Source organism: Humibacter sp. RRB41 (genome assembly GCF_022761015.1).
GTDB lineage: Bacteria > Actinomycetota > Actinomycetes > Actinomycetales > Microbacteriaceae > Humibacter.
The window spans coordinates 29,070-53,717 of the sequence record NZ_JAKWJQ010000009.1; the positions used below are offsets into that span (position 1 = coordinate 29,070).

23 protein-coding genes are annotated in these 24,648 nt (G+C 65.1%); 11 read left to right on the forward strand and 12 right to left on the reverse strand.

The window, feature by feature from the left end; translation table 11 throughout:
- Window positions 1–67: 67 nt before the first annotated feature.
- Window positions 68–652 (forward strand): TetR/AcrR family transcriptional regulator, encoded by a 585-nt coding sequence (locus MJ603_RS17705; RefSeq protein WP_243065085.1) that lies wholly within the window; start codon window positions 68–70, stop codon window positions 650–652.
- Between the two features lie 7 nt (window positions 653–659).
- On the opposite strand, the gene MJ603_RS17710 is transcribed toward MJ603_RS17705, so the two are convergent.
- Complete coding sequence (locus tag MJ603_RS17710) at window positions 660–2,369, reverse strand: DapH/DapD/GlmU-related protein (RefSeq protein WP_243065086.1); 1,710 nt, start codon at window positions 2,367–2,369, stop codon at window positions 660–662.
- A gap of 157 nt (window positions 2,370–2,526) precedes the next feature.
- Between MJ603_RS17710 and MJ603_RS17715 the strand changes: the two genes are divergently transcribed.
- Together MJ603_RS17715 and MJ603_RS17720 are read left to right on the forward strand one after the other, a co-directional pair.
- On the forward strand, window positions 2,527–2,994 hold the full coding sequence (locus tag MJ603_RS17715) for an SRPBCC domain-containing protein (protein ID WP_243065087.1): 468 nt from the start codon (window positions 2,527–2,529) through the stop codon (window positions 2,992–2,994).
- Window positions 2,995–3,019: 25 nt separating this feature from the next.
- Window positions 3,020–3,805 carry a metalloregulator ArsR/SmtB family transcription factor gene (locus MJ603_RS17720; protein WP_243065088.1) on the forward strand — a complete coding sequence of 262 codons (786 nt, stop codon included), beginning with the start codon at window positions 3,020–3,022 and terminating at the stop codon, window positions 3,803–3,805.
- Window positions 3,806–3,848: 43 nt separating this feature from the next.
- On the opposite strand, the gene MJ603_RS17725 is transcribed toward MJ603_RS17720, so the two are convergent.
- From MJ603_RS17725 to MJ603_RS17740, 4 genes are all read right to left on the reverse strand, one after another.
- Window positions 3,849–4,490, reverse strand: coding sequence for a helix-turn-helix domain-containing protein (locus MJ603_RS17725; protein ID WP_243065089.1), 642 nt, complete (start codon window positions 4,488–4,490; stop codon window positions 3,849–3,851).
- A 5-nt stretch (window positions 4,491–4,495) separates the two neighbouring features.
- Entirely contained in the window at window positions 4,496–4,933 is a 438-nt protein-coding gene (locus MJ603_RS17730; RefSeq protein ID WP_243065090.1) for a VOC family protein, read from the reverse strand.
- Window positions 4,934–5,017: 84 nt separating this feature from the next.
- A complete protein-coding gene (locus MJ603_RS17735) occupies window positions 5,018–6,613 on the reverse strand; it encodes a multicopper oxidase family protein (RefSeq protein ID WP_243065091.1) in 1,596 nt (531 codons plus the stop codon).
- A complete protein-coding gene (locus MJ603_RS17740; RefSeq protein ID WP_243065092.1) occupies window positions 6,610–7,023 on the reverse strand; it encodes a hypothetical protein in 414 nt (137 codons plus the stop codon). The genes MJ603_RS17735 and MJ603_RS17740 overlap by 4 nt, the downstream gene beginning before the upstream one ends.
- 97 nt (window positions 7,024–7,120) lie before the next feature.
- On the opposite strand from MJ603_RS17740, the gene MJ603_RS17745 reads away from it, so the two are divergent.
- On the forward strand, window positions 7,121–7,585 hold the full coding sequence (locus MJ603_RS17745; RefSeq protein ID WP_243065093.1) for a MarR family winged helix-turn-helix transcriptional regulator: 465 nt from the start codon (window positions 7,121–7,123) through the stop codon (window positions 7,583–7,585).
- A complete protein-coding gene (locus MJ603_RS17750; RefSeq protein ID WP_243065094.1) occupies window positions 7,582–7,908 on the forward strand; it encodes a CHY zinc finger protein in 327 nt (108 codons plus the stop codon). Before MJ603_RS17745 ends, MJ603_RS17750 begins: the two co-directional genes overlap by 4 nt.
- A gap of 6 nt (window positions 7,909–7,914) precedes the next feature.
- On the opposite strand, the gene MJ603_RS17755 is transcribed toward MJ603_RS17750, so the two are convergent.
- The gene (locus MJ603_RS17755) at window positions 7,915–8,826 is read right to left on the reverse strand and encodes an alpha/beta hydrolase (protein WP_243065095.1); all 912 of its coding nucleotides are present in this window, start codon (window positions 8,824–8,826) and stop codon (window positions 7,915–7,917) included.
- Window positions 8,827–8,962: 136 nt separating this feature from the next.
- Here MJ603_RS17755 and MJ603_RS17760 point away from each other — a divergent pair, with 136 nt between their 5' ends.
- The 4 genes from MJ603_RS17760 to MJ603_RS17775 all read left to right on the forward strand — a co-directional run bounded on the left by MJ603_RS17760 (window position 8,963) and on the right by MJ603_RS17775 (window position 11,841).
- On the forward strand, window positions 8,963–9,424 hold the full coding sequence (locus MJ603_RS17760; protein WP_243065096.1) for a MarR family winged helix-turn-helix transcriptional regulator: 462 nt from the start codon (window positions 8,963–8,965) through the stop codon (window positions 9,422–9,424).
- Window positions 9,425–9,525: 101 nt separating this feature from the next.
- Entirely contained in the window at window positions 9,526–10,728 is a 1,203-nt protein-coding gene (locus MJ603_RS18820; protein WP_243065097.1) for a globin domain-containing protein, read from the forward strand.
- A gap of 14 nt (window positions 10,729–10,742) precedes the next feature.
- Window positions 10,743–11,462: a hypothetical protein gene (locus MJ603_RS17770; protein ID WP_243065098.1), complete on the forward strand. Its 720-nt coding sequence runs from the start codon at window positions 10,743–10,745 to the stop codon at window positions 11,460–11,462.
- Complete coding sequence (locus MJ603_RS17775) at window positions 11,455–11,841, forward strand: group 1 truncated hemoglobin (RefSeq protein ID WP_243065099.1); 387 nt, start codon at window positions 11,455–11,457, stop codon at window positions 11,839–11,841. The genes MJ603_RS17770 and MJ603_RS17775 overlap by 8 nt, the downstream gene beginning before the upstream one ends.
- Before the next feature lie 30 nt (window positions 11,842–11,871).
- Here the strand turns inward: MJ603_RS17775 and MJ603_RS17780 are convergent, their stop codons facing one another.
- A complete protein-coding gene (locus MJ603_RS17780) occupies window positions 11,872–12,561 on the reverse strand; it encodes a dihydrofolate reductase family protein (protein WP_243065100.1) in 690 nt (229 codons plus the stop codon).
- Window positions 12,562–12,588: 27 nt separating this feature from the next.
- On the opposite strand from MJ603_RS17780, the gene MJ603_RS17785 reads away from it, so the two are divergent.
- Window positions 12,589–13,635, forward strand: coding sequence for a sigma-70 family RNA polymerase sigma factor (locus MJ603_RS17785; protein WP_243065101.1), 1,047 nt, complete (start codon window positions 12,589–12,591; stop codon window positions 13,633–13,635).
- 87 nt (window positions 13,636–13,722) lie between these two features.
- Here MJ603_RS17785 and MJ603_RS17790 read toward each other — a convergent pair whose 3' ends face one another.
- From MJ603_RS17790 to MJ603_RS17810, 5 genes are all read right to left on the reverse strand, one after another.
- A complete protein-coding gene (locus MJ603_RS17790) occupies window positions 13,723–17,967 on the reverse strand; it encodes a discoidin domain-containing protein (protein WP_243065102.1) in 4,245 nt (1,414 codons plus the stop codon).
- Between the two features lie 134 nt (window positions 17,968–18,101).
- Window positions 18,102–19,727, reverse strand: a complete 1,626-nt coding sequence (locus tag MJ603_RS18825; RefSeq protein WP_243065103.1) for a family 43 glycosylhydrolase — start codon at window positions 19,725–19,727, stop codon at window positions 18,102–18,104.
- Between the two features lie 7 nt (window positions 19,728–19,734).
- Window positions 19,735–21,303 carry a DUF3502 domain-containing protein gene (locus MJ603_RS17800; RefSeq protein ID WP_243065104.1) on the reverse strand — a complete coding sequence of 523 codons (1,569 nt, stop codon included), beginning with the start codon at window positions 21,301–21,303 and terminating at the stop codon, window positions 19,735–19,737.
- An 81-nt stretch (window positions 21,304–21,384) separates the two neighbouring features.
- Window positions 21,385–22,362 carry a carbohydrate ABC transporter permease gene (locus MJ603_RS17805; RefSeq protein ID WP_243065105.1) on the reverse strand — a complete coding sequence of 326 codons (978 nt, stop codon included), beginning with the start codon at window positions 22,360–22,362 and terminating at the stop codon, window positions 21,385–21,387.
- Window positions 22,359–23,363, reverse strand: coding sequence for an ABC transporter permease subunit (locus tag MJ603_RS17810; RefSeq protein WP_243065106.1), 1,005 nt, complete (start codon window positions 23,361–23,363; stop codon window positions 22,359–22,361). The genes MJ603_RS17805 and MJ603_RS17810 overlap by 4 nt, the downstream gene beginning before the upstream one ends.
- Before the next feature lie 150 nt (window positions 23,364–23,513).
- Here MJ603_RS17810 and MJ603_RS17815 point away from each other — a divergent pair, with 150 nt between their 5' ends.
- Window positions 23,514–24,602, forward strand: coding sequence for a LacI family DNA-binding transcriptional regulator (locus MJ603_RS17815; protein ID WP_243065107.1), 1,089 nt, complete (start codon window positions 23,514–23,516; stop codon window positions 24,600–24,602).
- Window positions 24,603–24,648 lie beyond the last annotated feature (46 nt).

Genomic DNA, 24,648 nt, shown 5'->3' on the forward strand with positions numbered 1-24,648 from the left:
CCTACACTCTAGACATCCTGGACCGATCATTCCAAGATGGAATCTTCAAGGGGAACGGAAGGCATCCATGGCTGGCAGAAAGCAGTTCGACGTCGAAGCGGCGCTCGATGCGGCGATGATCCAGTTCTGGAGCCGCGGATACGCCGAGACCTCGATCGACGACCTGACACGCGCCACGGGACTCAACCGGAGTTCCCTGTACTCGTCGTTCGGAGACAAGAACTCGCTCTTCGTGCGCTGCCTGCAGCGTTATGTCGCCCGGTACGGCAAGCGCTTCGATGAGGCGTTGGCGAACGCGGACGCTCCGCCTCTCGACGCCGCCCGATCGTTCTTCGCCGTCACGATGGATCGAATCGCGGATCCCGACGTGCCCGACGGATGCCTGGTCGTTCAATCCGCCATGGCGATCCCCGTCTTGACGCCGAAGGCCGTTGAACGTGTGCACGAGGCTGTGAACATTCAGTTGACCAGGGTGCGTGCGGCCCTGAGACGCGCCGGATTGCCCGAGACGGCGGCGGACGAACTTGCCGTGCACATCACGGCGGTGAACCACTCGCTCGCCGTCATGAGTCGCGCGGGCGCAAACGAGTCTCAACTGCATTCCATCGTGAACGTCACGCTCGACGCGCTGGCGACGGTCTTGGCGGCTTGAGTCCGGTTCAGGCCCCGGTGGTCAGGTCCAGCGGCCTCGCGGGCTCCGGCCGGTGGATGCCCCGAGGCCGGTACCCGAGGCTCGCCGACACCCCCACCAGATCGGACAGCAACCAGATCGTGGCGAGCCACATCTCCGTGCCTTGGAGGCCGGGAACCGAGTCCCCGGTGGGACCGCCGTCGACGGCGGGCGCCTGGAATCCGAAGCCGCGGTCGTCGACCCAGTTGCGCAGCACGTCGTCGAGAAGCCGGGTCGCGAGCACCCGGATCTCGCCAGACCGATAGTCGCCGACCTGGGAACGGAGCATCCAGAGCGGATGCACGACGTCGAGCACGTTGCACGCGTTCAAGCGATGGCGGTCGAAGAACCGGGCGTCTCGGCTGTGCGCCAGCACCGTGTCGACGGCGCGCTCGGGGTACGGCAGCGGCACCCCGAACTGCGCGAAGCTGCCCCGCGTCGCCCGGTAGTAGCCGTTCACGATCTGCAGAAGCCCGTCCTCGGCTCGAGGAGTTCCCCACATTCCGGTGGACGGGTCGACGTGGGTGAAGAGCCAGCCGAAGTAGGCCTCGAGCACACCCGGCCGACTCGCAACGCCCTGCTCGAGGTTCCAGAGCAGGCCGGTGCCGAGCGCGTCGACATCGTGCCCGGCTCCCCAGGCCCGGGTGGTCCAGGACCGGCTGTTCATGAACTCCACGACGTCCGCGGCAGTGAGGTCGGCGATCGCACGGATCGGATGACCGAACCGCGTCCCAAGAAGATCGAGGGCGTATCCGACGCATTCGACGTGGTACGCCGCGTCGCCGTCGTCGAGACCGAGCGGATGCCCGACAAGCCGGCCCGTCGCATCCATCGACGGCACGAGTCCTGTCGCCGGATCCTGAAACGAGAGCAGCCGCAGCCGCTGTTCGTCGGCCGGCAGCTGCTCTGGCGGAGAGCCGAGCAGGAGCACCCCGATCTCAACCGCGTCGCACTGCGCTCGAACCGTTGGATCCGCGCCCGGCTTGTCGACGAACAACCCGCCGGAGATCTCCGCGGGCCACGACCGCGCGAGCACCGCCGGAGCCTGGGCGCGCGCACGCTCCGCGAACGCCGTGACCCGCTCCGATAGCGCGCCGCCTTCCTTCGACACCGTGCTCGTCGACGACGCGAAGCGCGACTTGATCACTCGTGCCGGATTGCCCCCGACGACCGCGCCGGCGGGAACGTCTTTCGTCACGACGGCGCCGGCGGCGAGAACAGCCTTCTCCCCCACCGTGATGCCGTCGAGAATCGTCACCTGCGATCCGATCCAGACGTCGTCGCCGATGACGACGCCCTTGCTCGTGTGCGGCTGACGGAAGATCTCGGTCTCGACGTCGTCGAAGCCGTGATTGAAGCCGATGATCGAGGTGTAGGCACCGATCCTGACGGCATCGCCGATCTGGATGTCGCCGCGCACGACGGCGAAGGAATTGATCGAGCAGTCTCGCCCCAGCTTCACCCGCCCCGTGAGGTAGGCGTTCGCGGCGATGTAGGTACGGTCACCGAGCTCGAGCGCATCGGTCTGCACTGCAGCCAGCTCGGAGATGAAGCAGTCCTCGCCGAGTCGGTGATCGTCGCGGCTGCTCAGAAACTCGGCTTGCAGGCCTCGCTGCCGGTCGCGTTCCTCCTCCGACGCCTCGCGCCAGAACGACCAGGGGGAGAAATCGAAGTGGTGGCGGTCGAAGGGGGATGTCATGTGAACTCGCAATTGCAGCCGGCTCGAGCTTGTCAGGGATAGCGCTTTCCGCCTCGACGGTAGCACGCGACTCTTCACCTGAGACCTCGTTCGACATCCGAAGGTCGGACGTCTTCAGATCTTGACATATTCGTCTAGACGAATATATGGTGCTGTCATGACAGAACGCATCGAACGCATCGTGACCGCACCGCCCACCCGGGTCTGGGAGCTCTGGACCACTGCCGACGGCATCTCGAAATGGTGGGCGCCCGAGGGCTTCCGCACCGACGTCACGCGGCTCGAGCTGCAGCCGGGCGGCGAACTCGACTACACGATGACGGCCGTCGGCCAACAGCAGGTGGCCTTCATGGAGCAGAACGGGATGCCCCTGGCCACCGAGTCGCGCAAGTACTTCACCGAGATCGCTGAGCCGACCCGCCTCGCCTACCGCTCCGTGATCGACTTCGTGCCCGATCACGAGCCCTACGAGCAGCTCACCGAGATCACGTTGGAGCCGGTGGCCGATGGCACGCGCATCGTGATGGATGTCGAGCCGCTGCACGACGAGGTGTGGACCGGCCGTCTGCTCGCAGGTCGCGCGAACGAACTCGACAACCTCGCCGCTCTCGTCTCGGCCGAGTAGGCGCTCCGCCTGCTTTCATTGACCCATGCCACTCGATGTGCAGCGAGCGCTCGCGACGCTCGGCGAGCCGACGCGCTTTCGCATCATCGAGTTGCTCGCCGAGAAGCCGCGCACGGTCGGCGAAGTGGCCGAGGCGCTGGGCGCTCTGCAGCCCCAGACCACGAAGCACTTGCAGGCGCTGGAGGCGCTGGGAGTGATCCGAGTGCACAGGCTCGGACGCCGCCGCGTCGCCCGGCTCGACCGCGGCGCGTTCGCCCAGTTGGCCGAGTACTTCGTGGGGCTCTCCGCAGCCGGCCCGGACGACGCCGAGCTGGATGCCTACGAGAGCGCGATCGACACGGAGACGAGACGGCCGGTCGATGACGACGGGTCCCGCGTCCTTCGTTTCGAGCGTGACCTGCCGGCATCCGCCGCTCGGGTGTGGGATGCCTGGACCGACCCGGAACGTGCCGCGACGTGGTGGGCGCCGCGACACTTCTCCGTCGCCGCGTTCGAGTTGACGCCCGTTCAGGGCGGGCGGATCCGCATCGTGTTGCGCGAGGGCGACACCGCAGAATACGAGTCGAGTGGCCGGGTCGACGAAGTCGTGCCGAATCGGCGGCTCGTCTTCGACCTGGCTCCCGTGGACGGGAACGGTGCTCCGCTGTTCCGCGCACGACACACGCTGACCATCGAAGGCGACGACGAGGCATCCGTCGCCCTGGTCATCGAGGTGACCGACGTGACACCCGCGGCGGCCCCCGCCGTGGCCGGGCTGGAACCGGGCTGGCGGCAATTGCTCGACGCACTGGACGCACTGCTTCGGACGTGAATCCAGTCGCGCCCCCACTCGGCGACGCGTACGGGCCGGCTCGTCAAGCAGCCAGATGGAACGTGCGAGCGAAGCGATCGAGAAGATCGTGGCGTCCGTGCAACACCTCGACCACGCCGCTGGCGATCGCGCGATCCGGGTCCAGCTCGCCGGAGATGAGGCGACGGATGCCCGCACCGGCCGCGAAGGCGAGATCGGTCGGCCCGTCCCCGCGCACCACATCGAGCGCAGTGCCATCGACGCGGATGAGCAGCTCGGCTGGACCGAAACGCGCACCGTAGGAAGTCATGGGCAGCTGAGCCGCCACCTGCGGCTGAAACGCGGTGCGCAGGTCGATGGTCATGGAGTCCGGCGTGATGATCTGCTCCTCGCGCGGATCGCCCATGGCCTTGAAGCCCCACGCCCCGAGCGCGAGCACCACCGGCTCGAGCTCACGACCGTAGGGAGTCAGCTCGTAGACGATGATCCGGGAACGCGGCGCCCGACGGATGACGCCGGCCGCCTGCAACTCCTTGAGCCGCGCCGCCAGGATGTTGCTCGGAATCCGGGGAAGCCCGGCCGCGAGCTCGCCGTAGCGGCGCGGCCCGACGAGCAAGTCGCGAACGATGAGCAGGGCCCACCGCTCACCCACAAGCTCCAGGGCCTGCGTGATGCCGCCGTATTGCCCGTAGTCGCGCGCGGCCATGGACCTCAGGCCTGCTGTTGCGCAGCTGCGGCTTCTGGACCCTGCTGGGCAGCGACCGGATCCATCCAGCCGAACTCGAGCAGGTTGCCGTCGGGATCGGTGAGCTGGCGCTGGTACATGAACCCGTAGTCGGCGGCAGGACGCGCCTCGGAGCCGCCAGCGGCAAGGCCGTCGGCGACCGTCGCATCCACCGCGTCGCGACTGTCGAGGAACATGGCGACTGTGACCGACGGGTTCGTCGCAGGGTCGCCGATCGGCAGGTCGGTGAACGTCTGGAAGAAGTCGCGGGTGAGGAGCATGAAGTAGTTGTGGTCTTCATCCACCACGACGCAGGCTGCGTTGTGATCGGTGAACAGCGGATTGATCGTGCCTCCGATCGCCGTGTAGAACGCCTTGGCGCGCTCCAGGTCGGTCACCGGCAGATTGACGAACATCGCGGTCATTGCAGTCTCACTCTCTTGAGGTCGGTGTGCTGATGCGTTAACACTTGCAAAAAACAAGTGTGTCGTCAAGGGGTCGCTGAAGGATCAGTGCGTGGTGAAGTTCGCCATCATCGCCATGTCCTCGTGTTCGAGGTTGTGGCAGTGGAAGACGTACTTGCCTGCGTACCCATCGAACTTGATGGCGATCGCCGCCTCTTCGGCCGGGCGCAGATCGATGGTGTCCTTCCAGCCGGCGTCGAATTCCCCCGGCCCGTCGATTCCGCGCGAGAGCACTTGAAACGGGTTGAGGTGGATGTGCACCGGGTGGTGGAAATCGGCCAGGAGGCGCCAGACCTCCACCGTGCCGAGACCCGCGGAGGCCGCGATGTCGTCTGGGCTGAACGGCCGCCCATCGATGAGCCATCCGTTCATGTGGTCGACCGATCCCGTCTTGAACCGGAACGTGCGAGTGACGACGGACTGGCTCGCTGCCAGTTTCTCGATCGCGGAGAGGGTGTTCGGAACGGTGAAGCCGTCGGCCATCTTGTCCCCGACGATGAAGCGCATGACCTGCGACATGTTGCCGTCGCCGAAGTCGTTGAACAGTGTCACAGCGGTGTTCGGCGCGAAGCCGGAGAAGTCGATGATCAGGTCGGTGCGTTGGGCGGGAGCCAGTTCGAAGTGCTCATGCTGCAGGGGCGAGGCGAGCAGTCCGCCATCCGTGCCTATCTGAATCATCGCGCCATCGGGCTGAGGGTCGAGGCGCAGGTCGAGCCGCCGAGCGTTGCACGCGTTCAGGATGCGCAGCCGATACTTCGCCCCGTCGACGTGCGCCACCGGCCACGGCGTTCCGTTGACCAGCATGACGTCGCCGAGCACGCCGGCGACGTAGTCCGGTGTGACGCCCGGATGCCCGAGCAGGCTCGCGTCGACGCTCGGGTAGTGCAGCGAGCCGTCAGCGGCGAAACTGCGATCGGTGATCATGATCGGCAACTCGCGTGTTCCGGAGGGAAGCCGGAGCGCATCCTCTTCGTCATCACGCACGAGGTGCATGCCGGCCAGTCCGCGCCAGACGCTCGGCCCGGTGAAGTCCATGCGGTGGTCGTGGTACCAGAGCATCGCGGCGCGCTGATCGAGGGGGTAGGTGTACGTGCGGTGGCCGTTGCTCACGTCACCGGTCATAGCCGGATCGCCGCCCATGCCGGTCATGCCGGAGTGCTGGTTCATGTACGACCGATCGGTCGGATACACGTAGTCGATGGGATAACCGTCGCTGGTGTGCGGCGTGCGGCCGGCGTGCAAGTGCACCACCGTGGGCACCGGCAACTTGTTGGTGTGGGTGACGACCGTCGTTCTGGCACGCCGACTCTCGATGATCGGTCCGGGGAAGATGCCGTTGTATCCCCAGATCGGAGTCTTCACGCCGGGCAGGATCGCCGCGCTCGCTTGTGCCTGGACGATCTCGTAGTAGTCGGCGTCGGCATCCGTTCGCGTCGGTTTCAGCGTTGGAGGCACTCGGAAGGGAAGGGTGAACGGTTGCGGCAGCGGTCGTTCACTTTTCAGCAGATTGCCGGTGGACGTCGATCCGCCGAGGCCCTGGAGCAACGGGATGCCCACACCTAGGCCGACGCCCGCGGCGAGTCCGGCGCCGATGAAGGTCCGACGGTCGATACCGAGCCTGCGGCGGTCGTTCCCGCTCATCGGCCCAGCCGCATCCATGCCCACACGGCGAGCGCCGCGGCGACCAGGATGATCGCGACGCCCAGCGGCACGTGCAGGGTCAGCACCCGAGTGAAGCCGAGGACGATCTGCAGAGCGATCAGGCCGAAGATTCCGAGACCGGCGAGCATCGGCCACCACGGTCCGCGGCCAGGCCAGCGCAGCAGAACCGCAGAAGCTACACAAACGAGCATCGCGATGCCCGCATAGGTGGCGTTCTCGCGGTGCACGTGGAGCGAGCCGTATGTGCCACCGAGGAACTGACCCGCGAAGATCGCCTGATCGAACAACATGATCGCCGCGATCGTGCTCGTGATGCGGAAGATCCAGCGGGGCCAGCGTGGTCCGAGCCGAGGTCGCGACACCGATTCGGGAGTCGACGTGACCGTCATCCGTTCCTCTTTCGATGAGTAGGATTCGATGAGTAAGTTTCAACTGAATCTGATCCATTTGAATCCGATTCACTTGAATCTAACATAGGATGGTGAGATGGCAAGGCCTCGTGTGAATCTGCAGCTCGGTCTGCTGCTGCGTCAGTCGCACGAGCGAGCCGCTCGCTCGCTGAACAGAGCGCTTCTTCCGCTGGGATTGACCGGTCGCCACTTCGGCGTGCTGCTCCTGCTCCGACGAGAGGGTGTGTCAACGCAGCGCGATCTGATCCGGCTCACGGGAAGCGACAAGGCGGGCATGACCCGAACGGTCGAGGACCTGGAGCGCCTCGGCTATCTGCGCAGAACCCAGTCGGCGAACGACAAGCGCGTCGCCGAGCTCACCCTGACGGAGAAGGGCGTCGAAGATTTCGCGACGGCCCAACGGCTCGCGTCCGGGGCGGCAGAGGAACTGTTCGAGTCGTTCGCCCCAGCGGAACTGTCGACGCTCGAGGAACTGTTGACCCGGTTCGTCGACGAATCCGCGCCCTCGACGCCCACGTCCGACCAGGACGGACCGGCGTGAGCGAAACCCGGCCGCGCGTTCTCGGTCCCGTCGTGGACGACGAGACTCGCTGCATCCACTATCGGTCGCCGCAGGATGTGATCGCGATCGAGTTCGCGTGCTGCCGCGAGTTCTATCCCTGCCATCTGTGTCATGCAGAGACGGCCGGCCACCCCGCGCGGCAGTGGCCAGTCGCCTCCCGGGCCGAACCGGCCGTGCTCTGCGGGGTGTGCGGCAACCTGCTGACGATCACGGAGTACCTCGCTGTCGATGGATGCCCCGCGTGCGCCGCACCGTTCAACCCGGGCTGCAGACTGCACACCGAGTTCTACTTCGAGGTCTGAAGCGGGTCAAACGACGAGGGCCGGTTCCTTGACATGGCTCTCCACGAAGGATGCGGCCCTGTTCAGCGCAGCGTCGCCCTCCTCGAGAATGGCGGCGAACGCCTGGAAGACGTGGGAAACATCCGGAGTGACGTCGAGGATGACGGGAACGTCGTCGGCAGCCGCCTTGACGGCGAGGCGCGTGGCGTCGTCGAGAAGCACTTCGTGCGAACCTGCCTGGATCAGCAAGGGCGGCAACCCGGTGAGGTCGGCGAAAACCGGGCTGACCAACGGGTCCGTCGCGTCGGTGGTGCCACCCAGGTACTCGGCGACGCGCGTGCGGATGGCGTCGGCGCTGATGTTCGGGTCGACCTGCGCCTTGCTCGTGAAGCTGTCGCCGGAGACGGTGAGGTCGGTCATCGGCGAGAACACCGCCACGGCGGCCGGCATCGGCAGAGCTTCGGCTCTGCCAGCGACGAGAAGTTCGACCGCAAGGTTTCCGCCGGCGGATTCGCCTGTCACGACAACGCCGCCCGCGCCGCCGAGCTGCTCGAGCAATGCCCGGTATGCGGCGGTGACGTCGTGAAGAGCCGCGGGATACGGAGCCTCCGGCGCCAGCCGATAGTCGATCGAGACGGCGCGCATGCCCGTCCTACGGGCCAGGTCCGACGCCAGCCCGATGGAGCCGCGTGCTGAGCCGAGGGCGAAGCCCCCTCCGTGCATGTGGAAGATGGTCCCCTTCGGTTCCACTCCGGCGATGTCGATGAAGATCGCCGGGACGCCACCGAGCTCGCCTGACGTCGTCCGCACATCCTCGGGAAGGGGCTGCGCGGTGAGCATCTGCTCCAGAAGGGGACGGTGGATGGCGACATCGCCGCCGAGGTCGAAGGGTGCGTCCCGGAGGATCTGGTGAACCAGGTCGCGCTGTTGTGCAGTCATGAAGATCTCCTGTCGTGCCGTTGCCCGCACGGTGGGCCGGTCGTGGATCGACCGTGATTTAGATTAGCACTAATTAGCTTAGCAACAACCTGCTTGTATCTAAGATAGTGTGAGGTCGATCCGAGGAGGCTTGGCGATGGTGACCGACGTGCGACAGGTGTTCGACGACCTTGTGCGGTTCGAAACGGTGCTGTGGGGAGCGGTAGACGACCGGCTCCGAAAGGAATGCGACCTGACCTTGGCCAACTTGAACCTCATGATGGTCATCGATGCGGCACCGCAGTGTCGCGTTCTCGACATCGCCCAGGCCCTTGCGATCACGGTCGGAGGCACCAGTCAGGCGGTCGATCGGCTTGAAGCCGCCGGCCACTGTGCCCGCCGAGCCAACCCGGCCGACCGCCGCTCGTCGATTCTCGAGCTGACGTCGGAGGGTGAAGCCCTCCTCGAACGCGCGCTCCCGGCGTTCGACGGTGAGCTACGCCGCCTCGTGCAAGAACCACTCTCCGACGACGCCGTCAAGCGGCTCGGTGAAGCCCTCGGCACGCTCCGCAGGACTGCCATCGCCCGCGCTGCGACCGGCATCCCGTCTGCGCGCTGATCGGATCCGAGGGATCCCTGTCCCCCGATTTGGGGACAACCCGGGTCTCGCGCTAGCGTCGACCTTCGACACTGCACGGTAGCGGATGGGACACAACATAGGTGGATGCGGTTGCGCTCAAGCGGACCTGGGCTCAGGTGGCAGCTCACGGTGATGCCGTCCCAGGGTATTTCTACGCGCATCTCTTTCTCACGCACCCCGAGGTACGGGATCTGTTCCCGGTCACGATGGCGACGCAGCGTGACCGGCTCGTGAAAGCACTCGGCCGCATGGTCAGCAACGTCGACGACATCGGCGAAGTCGTCGGTTACATCGAAGACCTCGGCCGCGATCACCGAAAGTTCGGAACGATCGCCGGTCACTATCCGGCGGTCGGGGCATCCCTCCTGGCGACGCTCAAGCACTTCCTCGGCGACACGTGGACGGCCGAGCTGGCCTCCGACTGGGCCGAGGCATACGGGCTGATCGCCACGACGATGATCACCGCCGCCGAGGGCGCTGAGTCGGAACCCGCAACCTGGGTCGCAGAGGTGGTGGCGACCGAGCGGCGTGGAATGGATGTCGGCACGGTGACGATCCGGACCGACGAACCGTACGCGTACCGGGCCGGGCAGTCACTCGCGGTCGAAGTTCCTCAGCGGCCCCGCCAGTGGCGCTACCTGTCGCCCACGCATCCGCAACGGGCTGACTCCACGATCACGTTCCATGTTCAACTCGTACCGGGCGGTCAGGTCAGCGGAGCCCTGCTTCGCGATGTCAAGGCGGGTGACCGGGTTCGGCTCGGCCCGCCGGTCGGTGATCTGCTGACCCTGCCCTCCGACGGCGACTGGCCGGACCTCCTCCTCGTCGGTGGCGGAACGGGCATCGCTCCACTGCTGGCCGTGCTGGACGAAGTCGCCGAGCGACACCGTTCGAGCGGGACCGGCCCGCGGGTCGCGCTGTATCACGGTGTGCGGCATTCCTGGGGGTTCTACGCCAACCCCGAACTCGATCGGTACGCCGGTGCGCCCTGGCTGCAGACCGGATTCGCGGTTTCCGACGACCCATCGTTCCCCGGGCCGCGCGGCCTGATCGGCGACGTCGCTGCCGCGGATGGTCCGTGGGATGGATTTCTCGCAATGGTGTGCGGCTCGCCACGCATGGTCGGCCACACCACCGCCGCGCTGCTCCATTCGGGCATCGCCTCCGAGTGGATCCGCAGCGAGAAGTACGACGACCCATTCACTCAACCGACCGGCGAAACAGGCAGCCGGGCAGGCGCTCCGACAGTCGCCCGACTGGGCGCAGGGCTGGGCATCCAGTAGAGGACGGCACGATCATGACTGGGACCACATCCGCATCCATCACACCGGAACAGCTGCGGGAAGCATCACTCGCCGGCGAGAGCAATGACGACGACCGCGCCGCGCTGCGATCGCTCCTTGCTGCTGCAGCCGACGCTCTCGAACTCGCCTGGCGCGAGAAGCACGATCTGATGGCGGGACTCAGCTCGGGAGACGACGCCATCTCGAGTCGCGCCGTCCTGCTGCTCAGCAGCGCTCAGCGAATCGCCGACGAAGCGGTCGCCGAGGCCGAGTCCTACTCGAAAGATCTGGTCGACACCGCCAGGGTGCAATATCGAGAGATCATCGAGCGGGCTCAGCAAGCCGCCCACGAGATCGAGAAGCAGTCGGGCACACCACGAGACGCCACCGAGCCACACCTCATCACACCGCCATGGGGTGCGGAGCAAACCCCTACTCCCGCATTCGCGACCGATGATCTTCCTGCGGCGGGGCCGGCCTCCTTAGACGACGTGGTTCGGGCGCGCCAGTTCACCAGAATGGCTGCCGCCCAAGCACACTCGCTGCTCGAATCCATCGAGCGCGAGTTGGGGCGCCTCGGTGCGACGCCCGCCCAGGAGAACCAGCAAGCGCCTGCCGACCAACAAGACCTGACGCCGTCTCAGGACGACGACGAATCGCTCGACGAAGCTCCGGCACGTCGGAGGCTGTCATGGACAAACACACGATCGCGAATGGGACAACGAAATGACTGACACGAGCACTTCCGCAACCCTGTACCAGCAGCTTGGCGAAGGCGCCGGCATCGCCGCGGTGGTCGACACCTTGTATCGGCTGATCATGGACGACGAGAGTCTTGCGCCGTACTTCGCCACGACTCGCCTCGTCGAGCAGAAGCGTCACATGGCGCTCTTCCTCGCCGCGGCAACCGGCGGCCCGAACGGCTACAAGGGTCTGAATCTGGATGCCGCGCACGCCGGCCGAGGCATCACCGACGCCGACTTCGACAAGGTCATCGCGCACGCCGCCACCGCACTCTCCGAAGCCGGAGTCGACTCCGAGACCATCAGCACGGTGGCCGGTGCGCTCATGCCGCTCCGGGCCCAGGTCGTCACAGCATCCTCTGTTCTGTAGCGCGTCTGGGGACGCCCGTGTCCCGCGAGGTCAAACCTCTCTGATGATCCCGTAGGTGAGGAGCATCAGGCCATCTCCGACGGCTTGAACGCTGCAGAGATGGAGTGGCTTCTTGTCTTCGGTGTCACCGAAAAGGCGCTCACCGGATCCAAGTACAACGGGGAAGACGATCAGGCGCAGCTCGTCGACGAGGTCATGCTCCATCAGTGTGTGCACGAGTTGGCGGCTGGCGTAGACGACGATCTCACCGTCGATCTCTCGCTTCAGCTTGGTGATCTGCGCCACGATGTCACCGCTCAGCACCGTCGAGTTGACCCACACCGGGTCTTCGAGCGTGGTGGACACGACATATTTCGGAAGACCGTTCAACCTGTCCGGCCAGTCGCCGCTTCTGGAATTCCATCGCGAGCCGAAGTATTCGTCGGTCCGCCGGCCGATCAGGAGAGCTGCGGCTCTCAACGCCTCGGCGTACTCGACTTTCGCCCACGCCTCACGATCACCGCCAACGGACTGGTCGAACCAGCCGCCGTGTAAGAATCCCTGCTCGCCGGTTGGGTCTTCGACCACTCCATCGAGCGAGAGGTTTTCGCTGACTACCAGCTTTGCCATTTTGTTCTCCGCATCTCGTTGACTAACACTGTCGAAAAGGGAAGACACCACTGGCTTCAGGAATTGGGCGGCCTGCCACAGCCCAGTTCCGCCATCGACGGGTGTCAACACGTGTACTGAGGGTCGTGTACTGAGGGTGTGCCTAAGAAACAAGGCGACGACAACGAGGACGCAAGAATGACACTGCTGACGGATGAGCTGCTCGCGCGAGCGCGTGCGGGAGACGACAAAGCGTTCAACGAGCTGGCCGAGCCGCATCTTCGCGAATTGAAGGTGCACTGCTACCGGATGCTCGGATCTCTTCACGACGCCGAAGACGCTGTGCAAGACACGTTGCTCGCGGCGTGGCAAGGCCTTCAAGCATTCGAGGGTCGCGCCTCGTTGCGCACCTGGCTGTATCGGATCGCCACGAACCAATGCCTCAACCTGCGGCGCTCAGCCAGTCGACGACAGGCGAAGGAATGGAACATCCCAGGCGCTCAGCCCCCAGCGCCGAGCCGGCTCGGTGAAGTCCCGTGGCTCGAGCCGTACCCCGACGCGCTTGTCGACTATGCGGCGCCGCTCGGCCCCGAGGCACGTTTCGAGCAATCGGAATCCATATCGATCGCCTTCGTAACGGCACTGCAGCTGCTGCCACCTCGCCAGCTCGCGGTCCTGATCCTGCGCGATGTACTCGGGTTCCACGCAAGCGAGGTCGCCGATATGCTCGAATCGACCGTCGAGTCGGTCACCAGCGCCCTCAAACGAGCCCGCACCAGCCTGCGCGACCGACTTCCACGAAACGCCGACGACTCGCCGCCGACTCCCACCTCGTCGTCCGAAGCCATCACCGTGGCGAAGTTCGTGAACGCGTACGAAGCCGGTGACATAAGCGCCTTGGTGAGCCTGCTCACCGACGACGTCTTCATGTCGATGCCGCCGATGCCGCTCGAATATGAGGGCCGCGAACGCGTATCCGCCTTCTGTGCCCTGCTCTTCCGGTCCGGCCGCACATTCGACCTTCTGCCGACCCGAGCAAACGGCCAACCCGCATTCGGCCTCTACACCCGCTCGTCGGATGGCACGAAGCGTGGAACCGGCCTGATCGCGATCACCCTGGCCGGTGACAGAATCCGCGCAATGACGCGGTTCGAGAACACCGTGTTCCCCTGGTTCGACCTGCCGGAATCGCTCCCCGAACAGTAGGACCGGCTTCCGCGTCGGCATGGCGGTGTTGCTCACCCTCCCCGAGCGTGCGCCGGCTCCTTCCGGAGTCCGGCGCACGCTTGGTTGCTACGAGATGCTGCCGAACAGCCGTAGCTCGGCGATATTGATCCAGTTGTTGTTCGCGATCCGCAGATAGCGATACGCGGTCACGGCAGTCCCGCTGCGTCGTTCCCACGTCTGCCATCCCAGGGTCCCAACAGCATTGCTCGTCACCTGCGTCCACGTCGTGAGGTCGTTCGAACCCTGGACCTGGAGTCCCGCTGCCCTGTTCAAGCCGTTGGCATCCTGACGCACCAACAGCTCTGCGTGGTCGAGGCTGATGCTGCGACCAGCTCCGGCATCCAGAATCTCGTAGTACTGGCCGCTCACCGGTCCGATGTCCGAGAAGGTCGCTGCGCTGCCGTCGAACATGCTGCTGACGTACTTCTGGTTCGCCGTGTCCGGCTGCCCGGACGAGGTCACCGCAGTCAGCAGGCTGCCGGGGTTGGCGATCAACTCGTTGTTGGTCGTGAGGAAGACGCTCGATGCGTCGGTCGTGCGGGTGAGTGCCTGACGCTCCTCGCCGTTCGGGCCTGCGTAGGTGATCCGGAACGTCAGAAGCCGACCGGTGGCAGCGTCCGACGGTTCCTGCAACGAGGCGCGCCATGACGTGCCGCTTCCGATGACCGTCGCAGCAGAGCCGTCGATCGTCGCATCGACATCCGTGATCGCCTCGGACGTGGTGAAATCGAGGTTCACCGTGTCGCCGCCGACAACGATTCCGGGCTCCGCATCGGTGGATCCGAGATGTGCCGAGATGACGGAGTCCTGAGGCGGCGCCACCCGGTTGCCGAACAGCCTGAGTTCGGCGATGTTGATCCAGTTGTTGTTCGCGATCTTCAGATAGCGGTACGCCACGGGCGAGGTGCCGGGACGCAACGTGAGGGTCTGCCAGTCCAGCGTGCCCTGCGCGTTGTTCGTGATGGTCGTCCATGTGGATTGATCGTTGGATCCCTGGATGTTCAGCCCGCCGGCGCGGCCGGTGCCGTTGCTGTCCTGTCGCACGAGCAACTCCGCCCGGGAGAGCGCCACCGATCCTCCGTCCCCGAAGTCCAGCGTGATGTAGTACTGCCCGTTCACGGGTCCGACGTCGGAGAACGTCGTCGGATCATCGTCGAACATCTTCGCGAAATACGGCGTCTTGGACGTCTCCACATCCCCGGTCGGCGAGACCGGCGTGGCGATGCTCGGCACGTTCGTGATCAGTCCGTCGGAGTTCGACAGGAAGACCTTCGACCCGTCGGTCGTCACCTCTAGCGGATCGGCGGTCTTTCCATCAGCGGTGGTGTAGTCGATCGCGAATGTCGCAATGACACCCGACGTGATCGTGTCCGGCAGAATTGCGGATGCCGTCCATGTGGTCCCCGAACCCGTGATCGTCGCCCGAACACCTGCGATCGCGCCGACTACGTCGCTGAGCGCTCCGTCGCTGGTGAACGCGACTTTCACGGTGTCGCCGTTGCCGGCGATCCCCGGCTCGGCATCGTTGGAGCTGATGCTCGCCGTCGCGATGCTGTCGACCGCCTCTTGACGCGAACCGTGCACATGGAACTCCGCAAGATCGAAGATTCCGGGGAAGTTCGGATCCGTAGGAACACCGGGGTCGTCGACCTGCACCTTCAGGAACCGGAAAGCCTTGCCGGTCAGCGATGAGGCGACCGGCAGCGTCTCGAGCCTGTTGGTGTCCGTCGTCTCCTTTGTCGTGAGCTTGGTCCACGAGCTGTCGTCATTCGACCCGTAGACGTTCGCTCCCTGAGACCTGTTGCCGAACGTCTGCCGTGCCTGCAGGTCGAACGCCGTGCTCGCGACACGGTATCCCCTGCCGAAGTCGACGGTGAACGAGTTGACCGAGAGGTCGCCGGGGAAGGTGTAGTTGTCGTCATCCGTCAGATACCCCAGCGTTCCGGCCGGCAGCGTTGATGTCGCGATCCCGACGTAGTCCAAGGTTCCGTCGCTCGACCGCGGAGTGAGCAGCCGCAGTCCCGCGACCGCCTTCTGAACTGCCGCGAGCGCTGCCGCGAAGTCGGAATCGCTCGCCGTCTTCAGAACGGCTTTCGCCGCGGCGACCGCCGCATCGAACGCCGGTTCAGTGTCGTTCGTGTACGTCATGGACGAGTCGTATCCCGCCTCCGCCAGCTTCACGGCATCCGCGCGGTTCTTCGCGATGCGCAGAGTGACCTTGAGCGCGGTCGCCGTCGTGCCATCGTCGGCCTGCACGATGAGGGTGTGATCGCCCACATCGTGCTTCGTCGGACTCCAGCTCAGTTCACCGTCGGATGCCCCGACGCTCGCGCCGCGGGGAGTCCCCGTTGCCGTGTACGCGACCGTGTCGTTCGTGTTGGAGTCGGTCGCCGCAAGGCTCGCGTCGAGCGGGACGCCGGCGATGCCGACGATCGTCGTGCTCGCTCCCTGCTGGAACAGCGGAGGGGTGACGGCCGACGCTGCGTTCGGCACCACGTAGTCGAGGTCGATCGTGCCGCGACCGCCCGAGAACGTGTAATAGACGATGTTGTTGCCGCCGTTCGCCCAGGCCGAAACGACGCTCGCGTCCAGGTCGTAGGTGATCATGCGCCACTGCCCGCCGGTGTCGGGAACGGTGACGGTCTGGTACGGCTTCGCGCCGGGCTGCGCCGTGACCGACAAGGTCGATACCGAGGTCGTTCGCACCCGGATCGCCACCGGACTGTAGCTTGCGAGTGCGCCGTACTGCATGGTGCGAACGGCGAGGGTCGTACCCTTCTTGCCGTCGCTGGCACGCAGGATCGTCGCGTTGCCATCGGAGGTCGTCTTAGCGCTGCCGCTGATGACGGATGCCTTCTGCGCGAAGGACACGTTCGGGTCGGGCTGCGGAACCTTCTCGCCCTTGGCCGCTGCCGGAATCGAGAGCCAGTAATCGTCACCGGTCAGCGTGCCGCCCCAGAAACTCTGCAGTCCATCCGAACCGATCTTCGTGCCGATCTCGTTGACGTTGAGGTTGTAGTAGAGGGCGCCATCGCGCTGTTCGAACTCCTGTTGCACAGCGGGCGCAGCCTTCGCCACGTCGACGTGCTCCTGATACTTGTAGATGTAGTAGACCTCGTTGAGAGTTTCGTTCCACCTGCCTCGATACGCCTGGGCGAGCTTGCCGCCCTGCTGCGTGATGTCGACCCACGGGATCGAGTAGCCGGCCATGAAACCGAAGAAAGCGTTCGTTCCGGCGAGCAACCGGTCACCCAGGAACGTGTACGGGTCGACGGCGTTCCTCTTCGTCGAGACCGTGCCCGCCTTCGGGTCGAGCTTGGTGCCCTGAGTGTTCACGAGGCGAGCGAGCGTGGTCAACGTGAGCACGTCGTCACCCGCGTGGGCCTGGTCCCGCCCCATCTCCAGATGGTCCACGAACGAGTAGCCGTAGGGATTGTCCGGGCTCTTCTTATCGATCAGCCGATACATGGCGCCGAGTGCGCCGTTGACATCCTGATCGGGCGCGGTCGAGTTCATCGTGAACCACTCGACGGCCTGGTCATATCGCGTCGTGTTGTTGGTGAAGATATAGCTGGCCATCGCACCCTCGAGCGGCAGTGTGCCCTGGTTCATGTACCAGGCGTTGCCGTAGTCCATGGTGTCGACCATGGGAACGGCGAAGTTGTTGGTGAAGTCGGCGGTGTCCTGCGCCGTCCACACGAGCGGGTACCCGTCGGTGCTCGGCACCACCGAGGTGTAGCGAAGCAGTTCTGCCGCCGCCATGATCCGGTAGACGAACGGGCCCGTCTTGATCTCGGCGTCCGCGAAGAACTTGTATCCGGCCGGGTCCATGTGGCTCCAGATGCGGATGATCTTCATCGCGTTCTCGCGGTAGACCGGGTTGCCCGTCAGGTAATAGAGAATCGCCTGCGTGTACGCACCTTCGGAGTCCTGGCCGAGCTTGTTGCTCTCGTCGACGCTGTTGAACTCATTCTCCGCGGGCACGCCGTCGCCCGAGCCCTGATTCGCGGAGCCGAGTGTGGTGCTCGCGTAGCTCGTCGCGAGCATTCCCTGGTAGTAGCTCGTCCACGGCTCCGCGCCGGCGACGAGCTCGTTGCGCGTGGTCTCCAGGCTTCCCGCGTCGACGCCGACCCCGGGGTGGATGAATCCTGAGGTCGTGGTCTTGTCGATGGCGACCGCCTTGGTCACGGTTGGCGTCGTGCTTGTCGTGTCGGCCAGCGCTGCGTGCGCCGGCACAAGGCTCGCTGCGATGACCGCGGCCGTCGCAGCGGCTGCCGCCCATCCCCCTCGGCGTCTACTCAACCCGAACATTCGTCTTTCTCCTCCGTTGCAGATTTCGCGGTACTTCGTTGTGATGCGTCGTGCTGCGGACGGTGTCCGCACGGAACTCGAGCGGGTGGCGCCTCCTCGTACGCCGGGGATCCCTTGCGGTCGGGTGTTCGGGTTCACCCTTTGAACTGGTCGATGCACAGCGCGTTGAAGGTCGCTGCGAATGAGGCGTTGACGACGTCGAAGGCGTAGATGCCGACCATCGCGCCGGTGAATCGAAGGGCGTCGCCGTAGTCGTCGGACAGGATGCCGATGTCGAACACCGGCCCGATCTCGGCGCCGTCCACGTTGAATCCGGCGACCGCGCCGTTCAGGTGGGTCTCCAGCTCGATCGGGCGGTCATGATCGAGGATGCGCGTCGCGACGACACGCGCTCCCCCGCGATCGCTAGCCGTGACGACGACGGCCCTGTGCCCGCCGCCGGTCCACTGCTGACCGTGCTGACGCTCGCCATACGCTTCGACCCACGTGACGGCGAGTGAGTAATAGGACGTCGAGTTGTACCAGAGCACGATCCCGGCACCCTCGGTGTAGGTCGAGGGTGCCGTGTCAACGGTGGTACTGAAACGCATCCGCGACTCGCGGAGAGGCTGCGCGAGCAGGCTCGTGCCGAACATCGATTCGAGTCCGTGACGCCCGCGGATGCGCACGCCGTCGCCGTGCCGTGTAGCCCACTCATCCACCGGCTCACGAAGACTGCGCCACGGCCAGCCGAAGGACGACTCGGCTTCTCTCTCGACGCCGAGCGCGTCGTCCGTCGTTATGGTCGCGCCGACGCTACCTTCACCGTGCACTTCAGGAATCGGATCGCCAGTCGGCGCCGCGAACGTGTCGGCAGGATGCCATCCCCCCGCCTTCAATCGCGGCCACCCGTCGATCCATACGATCTCCTGCACGCAGGTCTCACGACCATACGGAAACTGGCGTCCTTGCACGGTGTCGAGCCAGCGGGACGCGAGGTGACCGATGTACCACGTGCCGTCGGCATCCTGCACGAACTCAGCGTGCCCGGCCTTCTGCAGACGCAACGTCGTGTCGTCACGCGAGGTCAGCAACGGGCGATCGTCGAGCTCGTACGGACCGAGTAGTTCGCGGCTCCTCGCCATCAGCACGCCGTGCTCGACACCGGTGCCGCCCTGGGCGAGAACGAGATGGAACCATCCGTCGTGCTCGAACAGCTTCGGTCCTTCCACGAGGGTCGGATGCTGCAACAGCAGGGTCGGTGACCCGATGGTGCGCGTTCCGTCAGCATCCAGCCGAACGATCAGGATGCCCGAGAATCGGCTTCCGCCCGGCCGCGAGTCGCATTGCAGGTTCAGAAGGTAGTGCGAGCCGTCGTGATGGAAGATCGACGGATCGAACCCGTGCCCGCTGACCCGACTCGGAGTGAACCACCGGCCCTCGGCCGCACTCGACGTCGAGATATAGGTCTCGACGTCGAGCTGGCGGCCCAGAAACGTGCGCACGATCGAGTACGTCATCCAGAACCGCTCGCCGTCATGGCTGAGCGAGGGCGCCCAGATGCCTGCGGAGTCGGGCACGCCGTGCAAATCGCCCTGCGGAACGGCTCCTTCGACTGATCCGATGTACTCCCATTCGACCAGGTCACGCGACCTGCGGATGGGGATGGTGGGATACCACTCGAACGAGCTCGTTGCGAGGTAGAACCACTCGCCGACCCGGATGATCGAGGGGTCTGGAGCGAATCCGCGCACGACCGGATTGGTGGCGATGGTCGTCACGGCGTATCTACTTCTGCGCCTTCAGATAGTCGCCCACCTGCTTCTGCATCTCGTTCTGCAGCTTGCTGAGACCCGCCGACTCGGCGGCCGACTTGAGCTTGTCGAGCTGGCTGTCGACATCCACTGCTCCGTAGTAGAGCGGGTTCGCGTACTGGGTGATCACATTGTTCATCGCGGCGGCAGCCTGCTTCACCGGGGTGACGTCGGCGATGAAGGACGCGAGCGTGGCCTTGGTGAAGTTGCCGTAGTCCTGCGCCCAGTCGAAGACCTTCGACTCCGAGTCGGTCATGAACGACGAGCGGCGTTCGAGCTTGGTGCGCCAGAGCAGCGCGAAGCCGGGGAAGGCGTACGCGCTGAGCTGCTTGACACCGTCACTACCGACCGGCTCCCAGTCGGTCCCCTTGACGCCGTATTCCAGCAGGTCGTGATTCTCCTGGATCGACACGTAATCCTGCAGCGCGAGTGCGCGGTCGACATCGCCGCCGTTGGCGTTGACGACGACCAGGTTGTCGGCCTGGAATGTCTGAAGCGGCTTGGCAGAGGTCAAGGGGCCGCCGAAGGGCAGCACCTCTTCGAGGTCGGCGTCCGGCACGGCCTTGCGCAGCGCCACGAGTGCATTGCTCGCAGTGCCGTCGGTGATCGCCCACTGCCCGGCGAACTTGCCCGCCTCAAACTGTGCCGTGGTAGTCGCGCTGTCGGCATTGAGGCCGTTCGCGTTGATGATGCCGTCTTGGTAGTACTTGCGGATGCGACGCAGCGTGTCGACGATCTGATCGTTCTCCCAGAACGGGATCGGGTCTGCCGACCCGGCGGCGAGCTTCTTCTCTTCGAAGCTGAAGTAGAGTCCCGAGCCGGCGAAGATCGTGTTGAAATACTTCGTCGGGTTCTCCCAGCCCGCCTGATCAAAGAGTCCGACCGGCCCCTGAGGGCCGATGGCGAGCTCGAAGGTCTCGTTGGACGAGACGGCGAATGGGGTGACTCCTGATGCCTTCTGCTTGACCGTGTAGAAGAACTTCTCAAGAGTGTCGTAGTCCTGGATGGCGTCGTACCCGTACTTGTCGGCCAGGTCCTTGCGGATGCTGAAGTGCTGCACGCGACCGGCGCTGTTGACCTGAGGGATGCCCCACAGGTGTCCGCTCCACTTGTTCGACGTGATCAGCTCCGGTGAGAGCTGTTTCGACAGGTTCGGCCACTTGGAGATCTCTTTGGTGAGGTCCACCAGCGACTTATCCTGCTGCAGCTGGGCCATGTTCAGCCAGAGCGCCTGCAACGCGGTGTCGAACTTCGCGCCGGCGGTGAACTTCAGCAGCGCCTGCTGCGCATAGTTGGTCCAGTTGATGAACTGGGCATCGAGCTCGAAGCCGTGCTCCTTCTTCAGGCCCGCATTGAACTTGGCCAGCACGGTCTTCCAGTTGGACGGAGCCGTGCTGGGCAGAATGGCCAGCGAGGTGCCTGAGAGTGCTCCCGCGCTCGAGCCCGATGGCGTGCACCCGGCCAGTGAGCCGGTGAGCCCGATGCCGATGGCGGCAGCGCCGCCGAGCGCGAGGAAGCCGCGACGGCTGATTGTCGTGGACATATCCGTGTACTCCTTTGTGAACAGATTGCGAGGGTGGGTTGGTGCAAGGTGAGTTGGTGCAAGGTGGGTGGTGCGCTGGTGTCAGCCCTTCGTCGCCCCGAGGGTGAGGCCCTTGACGAAGAAGCGCTGAGCGAACGGGTAGGCGAAGAGGATGGGCGCGATGGTCATGACGGTCATCGCGAACCGGAGCTGGTAGACCGGTGCGGCCGCTTGTGACGCGGATGCACCGGGCAGCGTTGCCGCGTTCGTGACGTTCGAGATCAGGTTCTGAAGGATCAGCTGCAACGGGAACTTGTCGGGGTCTGAGATGAACAGCAGCGCCATGAACCACTCGTTCCAATACGTGACGGCGTAGAACAGCCCGAGCACGGCGAGGATGGGCTTCGAGAGCGGAATCACGATCTGGAAGAAGACCCGCAGCTCACCGGCACCGTCGATACGAGCCGAGTCGAGGATCTCTTCCGGCAACTGCCGGAAGAAGCTGACGGCGACGAAGATGAGGAACGGCGCCAGCATGACCGGCAGGATCACCGAGAACCAGCTGTTGGAGAGGTTCAGCACCTGCGTCACCAGCAGGTAAAGGGGCACGAGGCCGCCGGTGAACAGCATGGGGATGTAGGCGAAGATCGTCAGCGGTCTGCTGATGCGAGGCAGTCGCCTGGCGATCACCCAGGCGAGCGACGCGGTGCACGACAGCGACAAAGCCGTGCCGACGACGGTGATGAACAGCGATGCGATGTATCCGTTGATGAGCGACTGCCCCGTGAACAGGAGCTGGTACGCGGCCAGCGAGAACGGCGCTGGCCAGAAGCTGTACCCGTTGGCGGCGAGAACGGACTCGTCCGTGAACGAGCCGGCCAGAATCATCCAGAGCGGAATCAGGCAGAACAGCCCGAAGACCGAGACGCAGACATAGCTGACGACCGTGAACGGTTCGAATCGGGTGCGGCCCGGCACACGGGTCTTCGAGGGCGTCTTTTTCGGCGGGGCGTCGTTGAGGACCGTCTCGGCTTCGATGTCGGTGATGGTCTGGGTGCGACCGGATGCGATGAGGCTCACAGGATGCTGCTTTCCTTGTCGACGCGACGCTGGACGAGCACCGCGACGGAGACGAAGACGAACCCGACGACGGACTGGAACAGCCCGATTGCGGCCGTGGTGCCGAAATCACCGACCGTTCGCAGAGACCGGAACACGTACGTGTCGATGACGTCGGTGGTGGGGAAGAGCGTGCCGTTGTCGCCGACGATCGCGTAGATCGTCGCGAAGTCGCCGAAGAAGATCCTGCCGACCCCGAGCACGATGAGGATGCCGAGGGTGGGCAGCAGCAGTGGCGTCGTGACCGAGCGTGCCATTCTCGCCCGGCTCGCGCCATCGATGGCCGCCGCCTCGTAGACCTCTTCCGGGATCGAGGTGATGGCTGCGAGGAAGATCACCGACGTGTACCCGCCGAGTTGCCAGACCTTCACGATGGTGAGGATCCACGGCCATGCCCCTGGCTCCGTGTACCAGTTCACCTGAGGCAGGTCGAACACGTTCAGCACGTTGTTGACCATGCCGCCGCGACCACCGACTCCCGCCAGAACCGCCTGCAGAATGATGCTGATCACGATCGGTGACACGAAGTACGGGAAGAAGATGATCGACTGCCCGAACCTCCTCGTGAAGTGGCCCTTGATCTCGTTCAGCATCAACGCCAGCAGCAGACCGGCGCCGAGCGACGCCGCCAGGAAGAGCGCATTCAAGAAGATCGTGTTGATCACGATGCGCGGCGCATCACCGCTGGAGAAGAAGTAGGCGAAGTTCTGCAGACCGTTCCAGGGACTGCCGAAGATTCCGTCGCTGACGTTGAAGTCTTTGAAGGCGACGACCAGACCGGCCATCGGGCCGTAGGCGAACACCAGGAACCAGATGACGCCGGGCAGTGCCAGCAGCAGAAGGCCGAGTGTGCCGCGACTCGTCGGCTTGCGACGTCGTGCCGTGCGAGTCGCATGGGGAGCGGGCCTACTTGCCATGACATCGGCGGGCCCAGCGTCCGCGACTGCGGTGCCTCGTTGCACTTGATGACTCCTCGTGTCCTGACCAGTTCATCGTGGAACTAGTTTCACAACGGCGAAGTTAGACCACCCCACGCCGCATGTCAAGCCATCGGTCAGGGCCAGTCTCGAATGTGCACGCCGAGCATCGAGGGGCCGAGTACGATCCCCACCATGCCCACAACCGACACGCCGCGCGGCACGCGTCAGGGCGGATCCCGAGGACCGGCCCGCGTAGGCAGCGCGAATCTGCGCGACGTCGCCGCGCGAGCGGGGGTCTCCCCCGCGACCGCATCACGTGTGTTCGGCGGCAGCAGCAGCGTGCACGCCGACACCCGAGCGAAGGTGCTTGCCGCGGCCGACGAGCTCGGCTACGTGGTGAACGGACTCGCCAGAGCGATGACCGGCCGTGGCCCGGGAACCGTGGCCTTCGTCGTTCGCTCCATGATCGGCCCGACCTTCGCATCACTCGCGGCGGGTGCCGAAAGCGTCGCCACCGCGAACGGCCACCTACTGCTGATCTCGACGACCGAAGGAGATCGACAACGCGAGAGCGATCTCATCGCGACCCTGCGGGAACAACGCACGCGCGCCGTTCTATACGTGGGTTCGACGGAATCCAACGCGGAGTTCGACGCGCGGGTCTCCGGCTATGCGAAGGACCTCGCCGACGTGGATGCTTCGCTTGTGCTCTGCGGTCGGCCACCAGTGGCGACCGCGCCGGGCATCGTCAGCGTCGACTACGACCATCGCGCCGGCGTCGGAACCGGTGTGGACGAGCTGGTGCGGCTCGGCCACACCCGCATCGGCTATCTGGGCGAGGGCAAAGGCATGACCACCGCCGAGCTTCGGATCGACGGCTACCGCGCGGCTATGAAACGCAACCATCTGCCGCATCCAACGAACCTCGTTCACGATGCCGCAAATAACGAAGATGCCGGCGAGGCGGCCGCGCGTGAACTCCTATCCCTGCCGATCCGGCCTACGGCGATCGTCGCGATGACGGACAACATCGCGGTCGGCACCTATCGCGCGGCACGGTCGCTCGGTCTGCGCATTCCCGAGGACCTCTCGATCGTCGGATTCGACGACGTGCCCATCGTGGGCGACCTCACCCCAGGACTCACCACGGTGCATCCGCCGTTCTTCGAGGTCGGAGTGCGAGCAGCACGCATCGCGCTCGGACTGGAACCGGCCGAGAACGTGCTCCTGCAGCCGTCGTTCGTGCGCAGAGGCTCGACGACGTCCCCAGCGCAGGCCTAGCGACCTCGCGGTCTCGCCACCCACGGAGGGCGCGTCGTCGAGAGAT